Origin of the sequence: Oscillatoria sp. CS-180, from assembly GCF_028330965.1 — a bacterium.
Taxonomy (GTDB): Bacteria; Cyanobacteriota; Cyanobacteriia; order Phormidesmidales; family Phormidesmidaceae; genus Halomicronema.
In genome coordinates this window covers 158,387-175,325 of record NZ_JAQMUB010000019.1, presented here as the reverse complement: position 1 = coordinate 175,325, position 16,939 = coordinate 158,387, and the positions used below count along the sequence as shown (strand labels likewise).

17 protein-coding genes are annotated in these 16,939 nt (G+C 50.3%); 6 read left to right on the top strand and 11 right to left on the bottom strand.

Annotated features, from left to right (window positions below; translation table 11 throughout):
- The 7 genes from PN498_RS03190 to PN498_RS03160 all read right to left on the bottom strand — a co-directional run.
- A partial coding sequence (locus PN498_RS03190) for a DUF2887 domain-containing protein (protein ID WP_272061233.1) occupies nt 1–140 on the bottom strand: 140 nt, incomplete at its 3' end.
- Between the two features lie 80 nt (nt 141–220).
- A complete protein-coding gene (locus PN498_RS03185; RefSeq protein ID WP_272061231.1) occupies nt 221–766 on the bottom strand; it encodes a DUF456 domain-containing protein in 546 nt (181 codons plus the stop codon).
- A 36-nt stretch (nt 767–802) separates the two neighbouring features.
- On the bottom strand, nt 803–1,651 hold the full coding sequence (locus tag PN498_RS03180) for a M48 family metallopeptidase (protein ID WP_272061230.1): 849 nt from the start codon (nt 1,649–1,651) through the stop codon (nt 803–805).
- A 219-nt stretch (nt 1,652–1,870) separates the two neighbouring features.
- Nucleotides 1,871–3,130, bottom strand: coding sequence for a metallophosphoesterase family protein (locus PN498_RS03175; protein ID WP_272061229.1), 1,260 nt, complete (start codon nt 3,128–3,130; stop codon nt 1,871–1,873).
- A gap of 357 nt (nt 3,131–3,487) precedes the next feature.
- Nucleotides 3,488–4,231, bottom strand: a complete 744-nt coding sequence (locus PN498_RS03170; RefSeq protein ID WP_272061228.1) for an SDR family oxidoreductase — start codon at nt 4,229–4,231, stop codon at nt 3,488–3,490.
- Nucleotides 4,232–4,297: 66 nt separating this feature from the next.
- Nucleotides 4,298–4,888, bottom strand: coding sequence for a TetR/AcrR family transcriptional regulator (locus tag PN498_RS03165; protein WP_272061227.1), 591 nt, complete (start codon nt 4,886–4,888; stop codon nt 4,298–4,300).
- 344 nt (nt 4,889–5,232) lie between these two features.
- A complete protein-coding gene (locus PN498_RS03160; RefSeq protein ID WP_272061226.1) occupies nt 5,233–5,946 on the bottom strand; it encodes a sulfite exporter TauE/SafE family protein in 714 nt (237 codons plus the stop codon).
- 70 nt (nt 5,947–6,016) lie between these two features.
- On the opposite strand from PN498_RS03160, the gene PN498_RS03155 reads away from it, so the two are divergent.
- From PN498_RS03155 to PN498_RS03145, 3 genes are all read left to right on the top strand, one after another.
- Nucleotides 6,017–6,940 (top strand): LysR family transcriptional regulator, encoded by a 924-nt coding sequence (locus PN498_RS03155; protein WP_272061225.1) that lies wholly within the window; start codon nt 6,017–6,019, stop codon nt 6,938–6,940.
- A gap of 317 nt (nt 6,941–7,257) precedes the next feature.
- Nucleotides 7,258–8,565: a TldD/PmbA family protein gene (locus tag PN498_RS03150; RefSeq protein WP_272061224.1), complete on the top strand. Its 1,308-nt coding sequence runs from the start codon at nt 7,258–7,260 to the stop codon at nt 8,563–8,565.
- A gap of 178 nt (nt 8,566–8,743) precedes the next feature.
- Complete coding sequence (locus PN498_RS03145) at nt 8,744–11,431, top strand: chloride channel protein (RefSeq protein WP_272061223.1); 2,688 nt, start codon at nt 8,744–8,746, stop codon at nt 11,429–11,431.
- Here PN498_RS03145 and PN498_RS03140 read toward each other — a convergent pair.
- From PN498_RS03140 to psb30, 4 genes are all read right to left on the bottom strand, one after another.
- A complete protein-coding gene (locus PN498_RS03140; RefSeq protein ID WP_272061222.1) occupies nt 11,428–11,952 on the bottom strand; it encodes a hypothetical protein in 525 nt (174 codons plus the stop codon). The two genes, PN498_RS03145 and PN498_RS03140, sit on opposite strands and share 4 nt — an antisense overlap.
- Before the next feature lie 92 nt (nt 11,953–12,044).
- On the bottom strand, nt 12,045–14,684 hold the full coding sequence (locus PN498_RS03135) for a DUF4912 domain-containing protein (RefSeq protein WP_272061221.1): 2,640 nt from the start codon (nt 14,682–14,684) through the stop codon (nt 12,045–12,047).
- Nucleotides 14,685–14,779: 95 nt separating this feature from the next.
- Complete coding sequence (locus PN498_RS03130; RefSeq protein WP_272061220.1) at nt 14,780–15,166, bottom strand: hypothetical protein; 387 nt, start codon at nt 15,164–15,166, stop codon at nt 14,780–14,782.
- A gap of 249 nt (nt 15,167–15,415) precedes the next feature.
- Nucleotides 15,416–15,547 carry a photosystem II reaction center protein Ycf12/Psb30 gene (gene psb30 / locus PN498_RS03125; protein ID WP_204138032.1) on the bottom strand — a complete coding sequence of 44 codons (132 nt, stop codon included), beginning with the start codon at nt 15,545–15,547 and terminating at the stop codon, nt 15,416–15,418.
- Nucleotides 15,548–15,669: 122 nt separating this feature from the next.
- On the opposite strand from psb30, the gene PN498_RS03120 reads away from it, so the two are divergent.
- The 3 genes from PN498_RS03120 to PN498_RS03110 all read left to right on the top strand — a co-directional run bounded on the left by PN498_RS03120 (nt 15,670) and on the right by PN498_RS03110 (nt 16,906).
- Complete coding sequence (locus PN498_RS03120) at nt 15,670–16,020, top strand: YkgJ family cysteine cluster protein (protein ID WP_272061219.1); 351 nt, start codon at nt 15,670–15,672, stop codon at nt 16,018–16,020.
- A gap of 180 nt (nt 16,021–16,200) precedes the next feature.
- Nucleotides 16,201–16,587, top strand: coding sequence for a TMEM165/GDT1 family protein (locus PN498_RS03115; RefSeq protein WP_272061218.1), 387 nt, complete (start codon nt 16,201–16,203; stop codon nt 16,585–16,587).
- A gap of 10 nt (nt 16,588–16,597) precedes the next feature.
- Nucleotides 16,598–16,906: a TMEM165/GDT1 family protein gene (locus tag PN498_RS03110; protein WP_272061217.1), complete on the top strand. Its 309-nt coding sequence runs from the start codon at nt 16,598–16,600 to the stop codon at nt 16,904–16,906.
- The last annotated feature ends 33 nt before the right edge of the window (nt 16,907–16,939 follow it).

Here is a 16,939-nt window from a genome sequence, read left to right as displayed (position 1 = left end):
TCAAGGCGAAACGCCGTTTGCTTGACTTCTACTGAAGCAAAGCGATAGCCCGCAGCATTAGCAGCCGGCTGACCAATCAGTTCGAAGAAAACGGAAGGTGATGTTTGAAAGAGCGAGTAGAAGAGCGAGTCGGTTTTCACTATGTAGAACTAAGAGGATATGACGTGCTGACCCTGGGTCAGCGCAATATTTGCTTCTTTCATTCTTTCAAAGAGTTTCTCTACAGCAAAGAGACTAAAGGATAGGTGGTGACGATGAAGACGATGACTGCCAAGATTGCCAGCATCCCGTCAATTAGATTGCCCAGAAACGTGCCAACTACGGTGCCGATACTGGCTTTCAGAGCAGTTTCCACCCGGGAATCTTCGATCGCTTTGGACTGGCGACGAAATAGCAATTCCCCAACAAAAGCTCCAATGAATGGACCAAAAAGGACACCGACAACGGGGCCGCCAACGGGCAAAGCGGGCAGTAACCCCACAACTCCGAAAAACAAGCCGACAAAAGCCCCAATTTGTCCCCATTTGCTGGCTCCAAACCGTTTGGCACCCCAATAAACCGCCAGAAATTCGACGGCGGAACTGAGGACCAGCAAGGCAAACACGACAATAATGGCCCAATTGATGCCAGCGAATCCAGTTGCAATTGACCAGACAACAATACCAAGAAGGATTAAGCTAGCTCCTGGCATACCCGGAATGAGTTCACCAATGGCGCCGAGCAGCATCACCGCAACTAAACACCAGTAGAGAATTGTGAAGTCCATATGGTCGTCTCCATAATAATGGCGTTTCTGTTTGGGTTATCTTAAGTCGGTTCTTGGGTCGATCTCGCCTTCCCCTTCGGTTAATTCGGGAGGGATACCGTTAGGAAACCTTTCTGCAATCAGGGCTTCTAGCTTTTGCACCCGGTTCTCTGGATTAGGGTGAGTGCTAAGAAATTCTGGCGGACGACCGTTCTGCTCAATCGAGTTCAGAATTTCCATGAGTTCGACGATACCGCGAGGATCGTAGTCCGCATCGACCATGAACTCTAAGCCAAGGCGATCGCTCTCCAACTCATCTTCACGGCTATATCTCAAGTTCAGCAGCTGGTTGACAGACTGGGCAATAATGGCAGCTTGGCGACCACTATTATTTTCACCATCGCTGGCAGCAATGGCGATCGCTTGCACTAGTAAGGCTCCCAAATTTTGTCGAGCTAATCGCTCCGAGCCGTGTCGAGCAACAACATGAGCTGCCTCATGGCCTAGGATCCCAGCAAGCTGCGACTCATCTTCCAACTCTGCCAGCATTGCTGTGGTGATAAAGATTTGTCCTCCGGGTAAGGCAAATGCATTAACCGTCTCTGAATCACCCACCACGTGAAACTCAAAAGGATAGGGAGTCGTTCCGGCAATGGATTCTTCAACGACGCGCTGCCCAATTTGATCGATGTAGGCTTGCAGGGCTTCATCAGGATACAAGCCGCCATATTGCTGTATGACCTCTTGTTTGCCTTGTTGACCCAGCACAACCTCTTGCTGTGGCGTGAGCTGTACTCGCTGTGTTTCTCCCGTAATGGGATTCTCGGAGGTGCTATTGAAGTACGTAAACAGGCCAAAGATGGCAAATATTAGCGACAACCCGAGCCGAGTTATGAGACTGCCCATGCAAATTACCCTCAACCACACAGCGACCTTACGCCAGTGGAGGGTATTTGACATCAACCGTAAGCAATATCGTAACTTTAGCGATCTGGGTTAATACATCCAGTAGCATTCGGGCCTCAGCGCAGAGTCAAATGGCCCGTCGTCTTGTTCTGACGGAACTGAAGCATGATCGCACATGTTATCGTAACGGTCTTCCCTCCGATCTTGAATGGCCATCGTTTAGCTTGGGTCCAATATGTCGTCTACATACTGATACAGCACTTCGTCCTCTTGTCTGGCTAAACGACGCTCCTTGAGGTCAACAAGGGCTGTGGACAACTCGTTGGCGCGTTTTTTGTAATCACGATGCCCAGCCAGCAGATCCAAGAATGCGTTGCGTTCAATCTGATCTCGGCTGGCGTCATCTGCAACGGGCGAGGCAAATTCCCGTTCTTCGACGTCATACTTAACCAGAAAAACAAGCGCTTCGCTCATAGATTGCAGCGTTTTTTGCAGTTGACGGATGTCTAGATCAAGGCGTTCAAATCCAACGACACCTTCGATGCAGAGTTCCACGATGGGGTGCTCGTTGGGGACAAGATCTCTAGCCTGAATAGCCGCTTCAACTTTTGCCGTTGCCATTGCTAGCACGTCGTCTTCGCTCTCGTTTCCTGTCGTGGTTACTCGCAATCGGACGATAGATCGCTGTCGATAGTCCTGTTGTAGGGTAGCCTCAATGCCATCTGCTGTGATATCCACGAGATAGGCACCTCGTTTGAAGCCACTTTCCTCGACATTGTTTGCTTCCAAAGAGCCGGGATTAAAGATCCAGTCGCCTTCCGTGTAGTTCTTGTGAATATGACCCAGCGCCAAATAATCAACCCCTGCTTCCTTAAGAGGAAACAACTCGGTGTAGCGAATTGCTCCGCTATAACGAGCAATTTGTCCCTCCAAGCCATGGTGAAACATTAGAACAGTTGGTCCTGGGCTGGGGGGAAGGGTTGGGATGGCTTCGGCAATTTGAGCGATCGCCTGCACTGCCGTTGCTCCATACCAAGCTGAACCTATTACCCGTACCCCACAGGGTAAGTCGATATATCCGCCACGCTTGCTGGCGTCATCCCAGGGAGAATAGAGCGGTTCTCCAGCTGCCAGATTACCGGGTTCCAGCAGCTTCAAAATGCCCCACTGCGACAGATACTTGAGCCAACTGGTCGAGGTGCCGTAGGGTGTATTGTCGTGGTTCCCCTCAATGGCCAACACGGGAATTTCAGCCGCTTGCAGCATTTGCAAACAGAGTTGAGCTTGGTTCAACACAGAAGGCTGAATAACCCGGTGTTCGAATAAATCACCCGCAATCAGGACAAAGTCCACCTGCTCAGCGATCGCATACTTCTGGATCACATCTGACAAGGCAAAGAAAAAGTCTTTGGTGCGTTCAGGGCTGTTGTAGCGGTCAAATCCCAGATGGATGTCTGCTAGATGAAGAAATCGAGCCATGCTTTCTCACAGTTCTGATGAACTAGCTCTAACAGTCTAAGCGATGCTGTCGAAGGGAGTTAGAAGACGATAGCTAGAAACTAGAATTCAGGAATCTACTTTTCCCCATCCTCCGCGATTTTTGATGAATGGCCATCAATCGTGATACTCACAGTCCAAAGGGAACAGGGAGTACGTGACAGGAAACAGAGAGTACTGGTTTTACTGGCACACTGCTATACGCAGAATCTCTACAGGTAACTCGCCCTAGCAGCCGAATAGCCCATTTGTGTAAGACCTGTTTAAAGTCACAGGTAAAGTGGAGCATCTCTTAACCGATGCATCGGGATGATTTTGACGCATCGGTCGTAGCAAGGATTACCCCTCTGAAAGATTAGCTTCAACAATGTTTTCAGCAAAGCTCTGATAGGCAGCCCCAATTTGCCTTGCCATAGAGTCTGGAAAGACGTGGAAATCGCCATGGTCCAAAGCTTTAAAGATTGCATCAGCGACTAGTGTAGGAGGCTCGGCAATTTCAGTCAGTCCTGCGGCATCACCCATCTTGGTTGCGATTGGGCCGGGATGAACGCTGAGGACAAGGGTGCCCTGTTCTTGCAAGAGTTCCCTTAGTGCCTGAGTAATGGAATAGGCGGCTGCTTTAGATGCCGAATAGGTCGCAAAGTGAGAGAACGTTTTGATAGAAACCACTGAATTAAGCTGGGCAAAGACACCGCCTCCATTGGCCTTAAGCACAGGGGCGAACGCCTGAGCCATCTGAATCAAGCCATACACATTGACGTTCATTTGAAATTCGAGGGAGGCGATCGCATCCTCAGCTAAAGGCGTTTCACCCTGAAAAACACCTCCGTTATTGATGACAACCTGGACATCGTTAGCAGCCTGAGCAGCGGCATTAATTGACTGACGATCTGCAAGGTCGATATGGATCGGCACCACTTTGTCACCGTATTTTTCAACCAGTGGTGCAGCGGACTCCAATCGCCGGACTGCCGCATAGACTTTAGCTGCACCACGCTCGATAAAGGATTCCACAAGCACTCTACCAATGCCGCGATTAGCGCCCGTGACTAGAACAGTTTTGTGGGTAATGTCGTAGCTCATTTTGGTTTCTCCTTATTGTTAGTGATCAAAACCTTGAACGATTGGTCTAAGTTTTCGCAAAAAAATTTAGCTCTTGTCCAGCAACTCAATTGTTGCTGCGATCGCCTCCTCTAAAACCGTGTTGTCATCCATGATCCGACTCAGCAGGGCCAAGCCTTGAGTAGTGCACAGCAACATGCGAGCCAAAGCTCTGGGTTGAGCACTGGGAGTAATTTCTCCTTCTGCTTGAGCGCGAACGAGCGTTGCAGTGAAGGCATCCTCTATCTGCTTTGAGTAAGTTCTCATGACCGTCGCAATTTCCTCATCACTGGTATCGAAATCAGCAATGTTGGTGCCGAGCATACAGCCGCAACTGTCCGGTTGGCTGTGCATCTGCTGTAAGTCTTTCAACAAGAATGTCAAGTTCTCTAATGGAGAGCCATCAGCCGAAAGACGTTTGCGCACTGTGCGAACGGTTGTTTGAGCATAGTGGTCCAAAGCTTTGAGAAATAGCGACTGCTTGTTGCCAAAGGTGTCATACAAGCTCTTTTTCCCAATCCCCATGTGCTTCAGCAACTGAGAAAGACTGGCGGCCTCATAGCCATGCGCTGCAAACACTTCCATTGCTTTAGTTAAAGCGACTTCAGTATCAAACTGCTTGCTAGGACCACGTGTCATCTAAATCAAGACCTTTTTGCTTTCGACCATGGCCTAACAATAGCACAACCTAGACCAATCGGTCTAGGTTTTTCCCGAAAAAGGGCAAGGCAGAAATTTCTAGCATCCTCAAGACTTACGCCAATGAGCGATTCGGCTACTATGGCGATCTTGTTTGGATTTTGAATTAGGTTTCTTTAAACGCCTTCTTCAAAAAGCCTTTTCACCCCCAGAAGTCATCTGAGATGGCTATAGGGCTGTGTGAATTGGGTATTACCTGCGCTCTCCCTGTAGAGATTCTGCGTCAGGTCTAAGTCTGCCTCTGTCAAAGAATAGTTTTGTTGCGGGCTTAGAGAGTCCTGGGGTTAAATCCAAAGCAGGATTCCCAGTACCACCAAAAGTCCTGAGAGTAGCGATTGAAATCGTTCTATGGGGAGGCGCTGATTGATCCAGCCACCAATCGCGATCGCTGCCAAAATACCCGGCAGTGATAGACCGTAAAGCTGAAAGAGGTGGGGATTCCACAATCCAGCGGCGGCATGACTGATAAGGATGCCGATTCCGGTGGGTAAGAAATAGCTTTGTAGCGTAGCTCGAAACTCGGTTGGTGACCAGCGACGCATGTTTCCATAGATCACTACAGGGGGGCCATTGGTGTTGTATGCGCCGCCTAAAATACCTGCAATAAATCCAAAGGGAATTGCCCAATGCATTGATTTCAGCTGCACTAATTGCCAATTCATCAGACGATATAGGCCAAACCCAATCAGGAAAATACCCAGAAAGCGAGTCACCCAATCCCCAGGAACGTATTTCACTAGCCAAACACCAATAGGAATGCCCATTAAAGTGGTAATAATTAACCGCCAAGCCGATGCCAGTTCCACAAGCCGCCAATTTCGCACCAAAATAATGCCTGAAATGGTGGGTCCGACAAGACCGAAAAGCGGGGTCGCGGTTGAAATTCCCGATAGCAGCGTCAGCAGGGGCATGGCGAAAAGTGCGCTGCCGAATCCAAAGGTTGACGAAATGAGAGTGGCTCCAAACAGAATAAGTACAGTTAAGAATGACTCTGCCATACGTTTTCCGAGAAGCCCCGTCTATAATTACCCGTTTATTATTAGAGAATGAAATCAGGATTTTAGCAGTATGGGCGAAATCAATCCCTATCGGCTCAAAATTTCGCAGTTGCGGGCGCTAGTTACCATCGCCGATACGGGAACTTTCAGCGATGCTGCGCTTCAGCTTGACTTGTCTCAGTCTGCCGTCAGTCACGCGATCGCGACCCTAGAGGAAGAATTGGGCGTCGTTCTGCTCAGCCGTGGACGTCAGGGTGCTGTACTCACTCCTTTGGGAGAAGAAGTTACCGCTGAAGCTAGGAACGTTTTGCAAACCTTAGAGAAAATTGGGCAGCATGCCCAACGGGCTAGAGGAATGCAGCAAGGGTATGTGCGGGTTGCTGGCTTTCGCAGCGTAGCGACGCACATTTTGCCTGAGGTGATTCATCGATTCCAAAGCCACTATCCCGCTATTCAGGTCAGCATTGAGGAGCATAACCATTTTCGTATCGTAGAGGATGAGGTCCGTCAGGGTCGGGCAGACATTGGATTTACCTATTTGCCGACTAGTAGCGAGTTTGAAGCCTGGGAATTGCTGCGCGATCGCTACGTACTCTTACTGCCGCCAAATAAAGACGACTTTGCGCCTCCTGACGAAAAAAACGACATTTCTCAATATCCGCTCATCTTGCCGTACTCAGGAGACTGCTGTCGAGACTTGATTAGTCGATACCTAACGGGTGCCGGATACGATATCAAACCGGCTTATCAGGTTCGAGAAGATTCGACGATTCTCAGTATGGTTCAGCAGGGGTTAGGGGCCACGATTATGGCTAGGCTGGCCGCAGAACCCATTCCCTCGAATCTCACTGTGGCGGAACTGCCAATTCCGATGGAGCGGGTTATTGGCGTCATTTATTTGGCCGATGCACTACAGCCACCGCCCATTTACGCTTTCATCGATACGCTGAAGCAGGTTTGGCAGGCGGGCGATCGCGTCATGCAGCCCGTTTAGGAGAGGATGAAGGATCAAAGGTAGTGGGCCTTGATCACATCTTGAACCCTGAGTCACGATAAGGGCTGGTATTTGTCAACGTCTAAAGTAGAGGTATTCGTAGGCTGGCACAGAACGCAGTGAAACTCAGCATCAGCAAGAAATAAATTAGATTGTCCAACGGTGACCTAACTGACACATTCAGGATTGACAGATTACTGGCTTTTGTGGCCATCACCGCGTCTGTGAGAAATGCGTTACTCTTACTGGTCGAAATGTCCCCTTATCCAGGATGATAAGAAGACATCAAAACGCGGTTTGGGGTCGATACATACAGCATGGGGGCAGAGGCAAATTGGGACACCTTGCCAGAACAACTGCTGGACTTGGCAAAACAGGCAGGCGCGGAAGCGGCGGAGGTTTTTCAATCAAGCTCGTCAGCCCGGCCCGTTTTTTTTGAAGCTAATCGTCTTAAGCAGCTCGAAAGTAACCAATTGGAGGGAACAGCGCTACGCCTGTGGACCAATGGTTGTCCTGGGATTGCCGTTGCCCATGGACCCATCTCGCCTCAAGCACTGGTAGATAAAGCGATCGCTATCAGCCAACTCAATGATGCTGAAACGATTGAACTGAGTCGAGGCATGGCTCAGCGCTATCCTGATGTTGGGGTTGACGTTCCCGTATCGCAAATGATCGAGTGGGGAGAAACCGCGATCGCTGAGGTGCGCGATCGCTATCCTGAAGTCATCTGTGAGGCCGAACTAGAGTGCGACACCGAAGTCACTCGTTTTGTGAATTCTTTAGGATTGGACTACAGCTACAGCGACACTACCCTCAGTAGCTACTTGGCTGTGGAATGGGTCCGGGGAGATGACTTCCTCATCGTCGGTGATGGACAAGTGTGTCGTGATGCCCTATTCCCCAATGCTCTCGCCCATCATATTTTGGAACGTCTTATTTGGGCTGAACGCAATGTTCCACCTGTTGTTGGACGAGTTCCCGTGTTGTTTACGGCAAAAGCCGCAGATACCCTTTGGGGCACGGTGCAGTCGGCGCTGAGTGGCAAACGGGTATTGGAAGGGTCATCACCTTGGAGCGATCGTATCGGTGAAAAAGTTACCTCCGAAGCGTTAACGCTTTACCAAGATCCAGATGAAGGTCCCTATAGCTGTCCTTTTGATGACGAAGGGACTCCTACTCAAAAGCTGGTTTTGATTGATCAGGGAGAGCTACGGCTGTTTTACACCGATCGCACCATTGGCAAAGAACTAGGCGGCGGTTCAACAGGCAATGGTTTTAGACCTGGATTGGGCAGCGCTCCTACACCAGGGCTATTTAATACATTAATTCAGCCAGGACAGAGTACGTTTGCAGACCTAATCAAAAGCCTCAGTGATGCCATCATCGTGGATCAGATCTTGGGTGAAACTGCTGGCATCTCAGGAGATTTCTCGGTCAATGTTGACCTCGGCTATCGGGTTAAAAATGGCCAAATTCAAGGTCGCGTCAAGGACACGATGGTGTCCGGCAACGTCTATACTGCTCTGCTGCAGCTACAAGCACTCGGCCAAGATGCCGACTGGAATGGTCCCTGCTACACACCCTCTGTACTGCTGGAGGGGCTTTCTGTAACAGGACGACGATAGCCAAGCAGAATTTCGTAATAGCTTGATGTCGCCTATCAAGGGTAATGGAAAGCGATCAGTAGCCATACGATGGTCGCGTTAGTACAGAACGCATGATAGAAAGGGGATGGATGACTACAGATTTAGAGTACTTGTAGTCCTTGAAAATCCAGTTTCAAGTCTGGACGAGGTTTAAGTAATGCTGCGCTTTCGGCGCTTGCACAGGTTTTTTGGTTCGAAACGGGTTGCTTTTTTAGAAGCCTGTATTATTGGCGTAGTTTCTGGACTAGCAGCTGTTGCGCTGAAGCAAAGCGTTGAAATTCTCACGGATTGGCGGTTAGACAGTACGGCTCCTGCTTGGCTGCTTTTACCTTCGGTTGGGCTGATCGGAGGAATTGCTTCGGGTTGGTTGCTCCAGTGGGTTGCTCCAGAGGCTATTGGTAGCGGCATTCCTAAGGTCAAAGCAGCGCTTGCCTACGTCGATATTTCCCTGGATCTGCGGGTCGCACTTGCCAAGTTATCAAGCACGATTCTTGCCCTCGGTGCGGGACTTTCCCTAGGACGTCAGGGACCTACGGTGCAAATTGGAGCGGCTTTGGCGGCCCAGCTCAGTCAGTGGGTGCCCACATCGCCTGAGTATCGTCGTCAATTAATTGCGGCAGGAGCGGCAGCGGGGTTAGCAGCAGGGTTCAATGCTCCGATCGCAGGCGTTTTATTTGTCGTTGAAGAACTGCTGCAAGACTTTTCCGGTTTGACATTAGGAACGGCCATTTTGGCTTCCTTTGTTGGAGCAGTCGTATCGCGATTATTGGGCGGACAAGGGCTAAACCTCAACAACTTTGGCATGTTGCAGACAGGGCTATCAGTGCAAGATCTCCCGTTTTTAGCACTGTTGGGAGTCATGGCAGGGATTTTTGGGGGCTTATTCAGCAAAGGCATTTTCTCTAGCCTCAATCTCTTTCGCCAGATGACCAATTTGAGTTTGCCACTCCGGATTGGACTCGCTGGATTTTGCACTGGACTGGTTGGGGCTGCACTGCCGATCGCAGCTCAAGACAACACCGGACTGCGAGAATTTTTAGTCACAGGCGGAGCAGCTTGGCAAACTATCGCCATTGTCTTCATTGCCAAATTTGGTCTAACCCTTCTTGCCTACGGGTCGGGAGCCTCAGGGGGACTATTTGCACCTGCTCTTGTTTTGGGCTCAGCTTTGGGCTGCTTGGTCAGTTTTGTCGCTCAAGCTAGTCATGCCTGGATGGGGCTGCCAGCGGGAACATTGGAAAGCAGCAATACAACAACCTATGCCCTGACGGGGATGGGAGCCTTTTTTAGTGCGGTTACACGAGGGCCCATCACCGCGATCGTCATTGTCTTTGAGATGACCGCAAATTTCAACTTGGTCCTACCGTTGATGATTGGGTCTGGACTAGCGTATTTATTAAGCGACAAAATCTCATCTGGATCTATCTATGATCGCCTGCTAGCTTCCCACGGTGTCGAACTCAATCCCATTCCTTCCAATGCCAACCCCTGGGCTAACCTCACGGCTGAAGACTTGATGCAGCGACGAGTCGAAACCCTGTCCGCCAGTATGACCGTATATGAAGCACTGGAAGCCTTCTCAAGATCCCACCATCGAGGCTTTCCTGTTCTCGCTCAGGGAAAGCTGGTTGGCATTGTGACTCAAAGCGATCTAGGTGATAAGACCCAAACTTCGGGTTTGCTGATTAAAGACATCATGACGACTCATCCGGTCACGGTGACCCCCGAATCGTCTCTGCCACAAGTTCTAGATTTACTCAATCGCCTCAAAATTAGCCGCCTGCCCGTTACCGAGGGTAAGAAGTTGGTTGGCATTATTACACGGGGCGACATTATTCGAGCCGAGTCTGAGCGATTGAGCGGTAAGGGAGCGGAATTAGGACCGGCGGCAACACCGTCCTGTGGCGTTTATCGGACGCGATCGCCCGCAACGGGTCGCGGGCGGTTGTTGTTGCCCCTAAGTGACTCCGATACGGCCCCTTTACTGCTGAATATGGCGATCGCGATCGCTCAACAGGAGCAATATGAGCTGGAGTGTTTACATGTTGTTCTAGTGCCCCGCTTTTTGTCTCCAGAAGAAGCTCCAGCCGATATGACTCAAGGACAGCAGTTGCTCAGCTATGCTCAACAAGTCGTTCAGAATACCAATGTGCCTCTGCATACTCAAATTCGTGTCGCCCATGAAGTTGCTCCAACGCTGCTAGAGGTCATCAAAAAGCGCCACATTGATATGGTGATATTGGGATGGAAACGCCCGTCGATTACGCCGGGACGGGTTTTGGGCAATGTCGTCGATACGCTTTTACGGCAATCTCCTTGTCCCGTCATTGTGGTCAAACCAGGGCAGATTACTGCCTTCAACCGCTGGTTACTGCCTTCTGCTGGTGGCCCTAATTCCAAATTGGCTTGGCGGCTATTACCCGCACTCATGACTTTAGGCAGCGAGCCACAAGTCTGTCTCTGCGCGATCGCCCCTAATGGCGAGACTAAAGCGACGCTGCATCGGCAATTGATTCGTCGAGCTAAATTTTTGGAGCGGCACTTACACGCGCCTATTAAGACACGAATGCTAGTAGACGATAACGTTTCGGACGCGATCGTGAAGCTTAGTTATATCCACCAAAGCGATGTCGTTATTTTGGGAGCTAGTCGAGAAAGCCTGTTCAGCCACGTCATCAAAGGCAACATCCCTGTAGAAGTGGCTTATCATAGCAAAGCTACGATGCTCCTCGTTCAATACAACTCTATTAGCTCTCAATCAGGAACTCAATTAGCTGGAACGCACCGTATGATTTCCTCACCCGAAGGGGCGTCTGATGGTCTGTTATCAGAGCCTGACGATTAACCAGGGGCATTCAAAAAGCGACTTGCGAACTTCAGAGCATCCCGCATATCCGTACTGCCATCGCGGTTACTGTCCAGAAAGGCATTGAGTAAGGGATTGCCGTTAGGGATACCAACACCTGGTTTACTAGCCCCCATCTTAAACATTCCCATGGCTGCATTCAGGAGCTGAGGCATCATTGCCTGAACCATGGCCGAATTCATCCCCGTCTTTTGAGCAACCACCTGAGCGAGCTGCTGCTGTATCTGTAGGGGAATCATGGACTGAAGACCACTCGTATTGTTGCCGCCTGTGAACTGATTCAGCAAGGTGCTCAGCTGACCATTGCCCAATTGACTTGACTGTTGTTTGAGAGCGGGCTGGAGTGCCCCTCCCAAAGCAGACATCATGGTGGACATTTGATCATTGCTCAAACCTTGGCTTTTGGCGAGCTGCTGCATTGAGCTAGTGATCTGATTAAGCTGATCAACGCTACCCTGCTTAGCCGGGTCATTAATCGCACTCAGCAGTTCAAAAAACATGATCGGAGTCTCCAGATAGGACAAGGATGAAGGCGGTAGCTTGCTCTGTGGCGCAGTGAGTAGAACAGGAACTCGCCACAGTCTAAACTGTGCTAGAGCCGAATAACAGACAAGGTGATTTCGCCGACATTGTCGTCAGGAAACGTATCTACGAAGAAAGCGCAAACTTGAGCTGGTTCAAGGACATCTAAAGTCAAGGTATCGGCATAGCCGTTTAAGGTTGACCAAGTGGCGCTAACAGGCACTCCAGTCTTTTTGTTAATCACCCGACCGCCATAAATCCACAGCAGGACAAACGGTTCTCCGGGATGGCTCAGGTTACCATCGTATCTAAAGGAGCCTTCCCGTATACGCAAGATATGCAGCCCGTTCTCCAAGGAGTGTTTCGCTGAGACAGCAGCTTGGAGAGACTGCATATGTCCCTCATCTAGCTGTACTGCGTGGCGACGATTATGAACCTGAACGGTCTGAATAGAACATGTCGATCCTGAAACAGTGGGTGGAGCTGTAATGTCCTCTACGGACCCTGCCGGAGTAGCTTCTTCACCATCGAGTTTCTGTATGACAGCATCAACCGTTCCCTCGACGCCTTCGGCAGCACCCCGAGCGACGCCTTCAGGAAATCCTTGAGCGGTACCCAAACCAGTGAGAGCAGCCCTGGCATCTTCAGGTGAAGACTGTTCCAAAATCGGGCGGGGCCTCATGTGTAGAGAGCGAGCCAATTCTCTCCAGCCCCCCTCTTCCGTGCGATAACCAATCTCAGCTATGAAGTCGCGATCAATGGACGGTAGCGGAATGAAGCGATCGCAATCCGTCTCCGCTACCTCGTAGGTCAACACGCTGTGGGGTGGCTGTTTGGTGAAATCAATATCCGTCACGTCATAGATCCGAAGTTGAGGATCTTGACCGCCTGCCGCTTTCAAGGTTGCCTTCGATTCATCAGAGACTTCCCAATAGACGTAAGCCTTTTTGTCATTGCGTGGCGTTAGGATGATGCGATCGCCTTGTGCAGCCTCAACGCTGCCGGTTGATTCAGGGGTAATAGGCTCAGCGTCTTGCGAGTCTTCGCTTAGGCGTTGCCCAACACCGACAGCAGCAGCACTAACAACAGTAGCGCCAGCAGCCCCAAGGCCTTTACTGGGAGTCGATTGAGCCGGAACCCTGACGGCATCAGAAATAGCAAGCGGTAACCAGCGATTGTCTGCGGTGACATGGCCTATCTCTGCGCGATAGTCGCGGTTATTAACTGCAATAGGCAGGTGCCGATCGGGTTCGGTGCCTACACAATCAAACTCGGCGGTATGCGGCGGCAGCGCTGCGTCGGGTGCCTGATCGGTCACATCGTAAAGACGAACCTTCAAGCGATCGCCGCCCTCCTGTTGGGCTGCGTCTAGGCGATCGCTCGGAATTTCCCAGTAGACATAGACATCCTGATGGTCGCGAGGCGTGAGGACAATGCGCGGTTCAGGGCTGGAAGCGGCTGCCGTCGTAGCCGCTACAGGAACTGCCTCTGGCGTCACTGCGGGCGGCGTTTCAGGCACTGCCGCAGGCGGCGGTGCAGGAGGGGCATCTGCCCCAAAATTTTTGAGTAGCCACCACAGCAGTCCTCCCAGCACAGGAATCCCGAGTAGCCATAACCACCCCGGAACTCCTCCTTCTATATCGCCGCCAGCGGTCCCATCAGGCACAAGAGCAGCTTCTTCTTCAATGTCTTCAACGTCTTCTTCAGGGGTTTCAGCGATCGCTGCTTCAGGGGCCTCAGCGGTTTCAGTGTCGTCTGCTTCGGGAACTGCATCCGTTTCAGGCGCGGTTTCTACATCAGTCTCTGCTCCGTCTGCGTCAGTTTCTGCTTCAGCGACCGGAACATCTGTGATTGCCTCTTGACCGGGTTCAGAGGTTGCAAATCCTAGAAAAGCTAAGGTTGCAGGAGCAGCCTCTTCTTGATAGATAAAAGCACGATATTGAGAATAGGGATAGCGAGGATCATCGGGCAAAGTACCGTGCATCGGTAGGATTTGTACGTTCTCAGCGTCCTCTACCTGGGAAAAGACAGCATAGCCAATACCGTCATTTTCCAGTGCTGCAATGACGGTTTCTGTTTCATCCTCGGTCACTGGATCAGCGGTTTCTCCGGTCTCGAAAGGCTGCCCTTGAAAGACAGCGTAGGTACTGAGGGCACGTCGGGTATCACTATAATCAGGGCGATCGATTAAGCGGATGGCCAGATCGGGACCTCCAACTTCAGACCAGTTTGTGATCTCGCCTCGAAAAATCTGTGCAAACTGTTCAAAGGTTAGGTTGCCGTCGAAGGGGTTATCGGCACCTAATAAAATGGCTAATTTTTCCCGTTCAAGGGGGACAGCAACAAGTCCCTGACCAGCTTCCTCATTAGTTAAGGGACGCCCCGAAGCAACCAAATCAATATCGCCGTTGAGCAACGCCGCGATCGCGGCATCGGTGCGGCTGGCATCATGTTCGACATCAACATTGGGATACTGAGCTTCAAAGCGAGATTCCAGGACTTCGTTGGTTACGCGCATGCTGCTAGAGCCATCGACTCTCAGCAATGACCCCTCAGGCAGCGAACTGGGAATCGGAAAACTATCTAGGTTGTCCCCAAACGATTGGGCTAATACAGGGCCACGGGCTAAAAATTCAGCGGCGGGAGTGACTGCGGTGGCAGTTAACAGCAGTGCTGCAAACTTAACTAAAGATGCTTCGTCATACACCATTGCTAAGCCAGGGCTATAGAACGTTTAAAAATGTCAGCGAATCCAGAATGCAGATTACGTATGGGAAGGTGGCTCAAACGCACTTGTTATAGAAACTAAATGCGGACTACCGAAAGGGTCAACTCTCCTTCATTGTCACCAACGTGGGTATCAAAGAAAAAGGCGCAGAGAGTAGCTGGATCAATAACCTCAACGACTAAAGCGTCGTCAAAGCCATTCAGAGAGGTCCACGTGGCATTAACTTCAACGTTCGTCTTTTTGTTGACGAACTTGCCGCCATAAATCCAAAGCAACACGGCGGGTTCGGCATTGTCGTTGGCGGTGTAGCCAAAGCCACCTTCTCGAAGTTTTACAATGTTAGTCCCAGGCTCTAGCCTGACTAAAACGCCCTGATCTTGAATGGCCTGCATTTGCTCCGGACTCAGTCGATAGCAGTTGTGCTGGCTGTGAACTTTAAGATCAGTCACCACGCATCCTTCCATAACGTCCTCCTTTGATTGGCCACTGTTGAATCTACGGTTGCAGGATTAAGAATAGATAAAAGTCGATGCTAAGACTATTCTTGAGTCAAAGCAAACCGATATTGATAAAGCTAAAGATGATCCGGCATTACTAGGACTTAGATACTGAAAGGCGCAAATAGGGAGAACCCCATTCGCGCCTGGGTTGCTTATGATGTAAGTGGAACATCGAAGCGGCAGAAGTTCCACCATGATTACTAGACTTAAATATTAGAGATCGCCACCCCGAGCAGCCAGCAAAAAGACAATAACGGGTCCGGCAATCACAATCATGGCGAGCATCGTAAGCTGAGCAATTAGCTCGAAGTTGATGCCACCGAACAAATTTGAAATAAACTCCATGAATCCTCCCAGACAACAAAACTTGCCTTCTTCCAAGGCTATCTGCGCTATTTTATCCGCTATTGGGAACCCCGGTTTAACTAACGTTACAAAATTCTAAGGGAAATAAATCTGCGAACACTATGGCAAATTGGACCTGTATTCAGGGGTGTGGTGCGTGCTGTCAACTCGATCCTCGCGATCGCCCAGATTTGGACCAGTATCTAACCGCTACCGAACTCGAACAGTATCTCAGTCTGGTTGGGGAGGACGGCTGGTGTATCCACTACGATGCCAACACTCGCCGCTGTACCATCTACGAAACGCGACCTGCGTTCTGTCGAGTTCAAGCGGATACCTTTGGCAGAATGTTTGACATTACCCCTGACGAACTGGATGAATTTGAGATCGACTGTTGTGAGCAGCAAATTGAAGGCGTTTACGGCAATCAAAGTGACGAACTCAAGCGATTTATTGCAACCATAGGGGATTGAAATGGGGCCGTTTCACAAGGTGGCCTAGATGTCCGCAGGATGCCTGATATCGGGCAATAGGGCTATAGAAGAAATCCCTAACTGAGGCGTGCAGTCTATTGATGTCCATTGCAACCTGACCCCCGATTGAACATAATGAAAGGAATGTGAAAATAACTCCAAATCCATTTCAGTCGAACTGTGACTTCAATTCATGAATCTGTGTCCGCCTCTGATTCTCAGGAGATTCCTCAATCGTCTCTCGCTTCATCAAGCACACCGTCTCCATCGACACAGACTAATCAGACAGGATTCTGGCGGGTTTTTGCGTCCACATTTGGCACGATTTTTTTGGCTGAGATCGGCGATAAGACTCAGCTTGCCACCCTGTTGATGAGTGCTGAATCAGGCAAGCCGTGGATTGTCTTTTTCGGAGCAGGTACGGCCCTAATCACGACTAGCTTGATTGGCGTCGCTTTGGGTCAGTGGGTAGCGCGTAAGGTTTCTCCTCACACTTTGGATACCGCCGCAGGAACGCTTCTGCTGGCGATAACGATTTGGTTGCTATGGGACGTGGCGAACGTTTAGGACGCAAGGTATGGATTGGCAGCTTTTAGGATTAAGTTTTGTTGCAGTTTTTTTGTCTGAATTGGGTGATAAAAGCCAGTTAGCCGCGATCGCTCTAGGTGGGTCCTCAAAGCATCCTCGTGCAGTTTTCCTAGGTACGGCAGGAGCGCTTTTACTAGCCAGCCTAATAGGAGCCTTGTTGGGCGAAGGAACGTCTCAGCTCTTACCGACACGTTTAGTCAGATCTATTGCCGCGATTGGGTTTGCCGTCCTTGCCGTACGACTGCTGTGGCCTGAAAAAGAGGTCTCTTTCAGTCAGGAAGATTCGAATGATTCTTAAATAAACGGCAAAAAAATTCAACGCTGTGCTTGG

Excerpts from the sequence above, each read along its gene's own strand:
- PN498_RS03120 (WP_272061219.1), top strand. The coding sequence starts at position 15,670 with ATGGCAAATTGGACCTGTATTCAGGGGTGTGGTGCGTGCTGTCAACTC.
- PN498_RS03155 (WP_272061225.1), top strand. The coding sequence starts at position 6,017 with ATGGGCGAAATCAATCCCTATCGGCTCAAAATTTCGCAGTTGCGGGCG.
- PN498_RS03160 (WP_272061226.1), bottom strand. The coding sequence starts at position 5,946 with ATGGCAGAGTCATTCTTAACTGTACTTATTCTGTTTGGAGCCACTCTC.
- PN498_RS03165 (WP_272061227.1), bottom strand. The coding sequence starts at position 4,888 with ATGACACGTGGTCCTAGCAAGCAGTTTGATACTGAAGTCGCTTTAACT.
- psb30 (WP_204138032.1), bottom strand. The coding sequence starts at position 15,547 with ATGGAGTTTATTTCAAATTTGTTCGGTGGCATCAACTTCGAGCTAATT.
- PN498_RS03140 (WP_272061222.1), bottom strand. The coding sequence starts at position 11,952 with ATGTTTTTTGAACTGCTGAGTGCGATTAATGACCCGGCTAAGCAGGGT.
- PN498_RS03130 (WP_272061220.1), bottom strand. The coding sequence starts at position 15,166 with ATGGAAGGATGCGTGGTGACTGATCTTAAAGTTCACAGCCAGCACAAC.
- PN498_RS03175 (WP_272061229.1), bottom strand. The coding sequence starts at position 3,130 with ATGGCTCGATTTCTTCATCTAGCAGACATCCATCTGGGATTTGACCGC.
- PN498_RS03150 (WP_272061224.1), top strand. The coding sequence starts at position 7,258 with ATGGGGGCAGAGGCAAATTGGGACACCTTGCCAGAACAACTGCTGGAC.
- PN498_RS03185 (WP_272061231.1), bottom strand. The coding sequence starts at position 766 with ATGGACTTCACAATTCTCTACTGGTGTTTAGTTGCGGTGATGCTGCTC.
- PN498_RS03180 (WP_272061230.1), bottom strand. The coding sequence starts at position 1,651 with ATGGGCAGTCTCATAACTCGGCTCGGGTTGTCGCTAATATTTGCCATC.
- PN498_RS03170 (WP_272061228.1), bottom strand. The coding sequence starts at position 4,231 with ATGAGCTACGACATTACCCACAAAACTGTTCTAGTCACGGGCGCTAAT.
- PN498_RS03110 (WP_272061217.1), top strand. The coding sequence starts at position 16,598 with ATGGATTGGCAGCTTTTAGGATTAAGTTTTGTTGCAGTTTTTTTGTCT.
- PN498_RS03145 (WP_272061223.1), top strand. The coding sequence starts at position 8,744 with ATGCTGCGCTTTCGGCGCTTGCACAGGTTTTTTGGTTCGAAACGGGTT.
- PN498_RS03135 (WP_272061221.1), bottom strand. The coding sequence starts at position 14,684 with ATGGTGTATGACGAAGCATCTTTAGTTAAGTTTGCAGCACTGCTGTTA.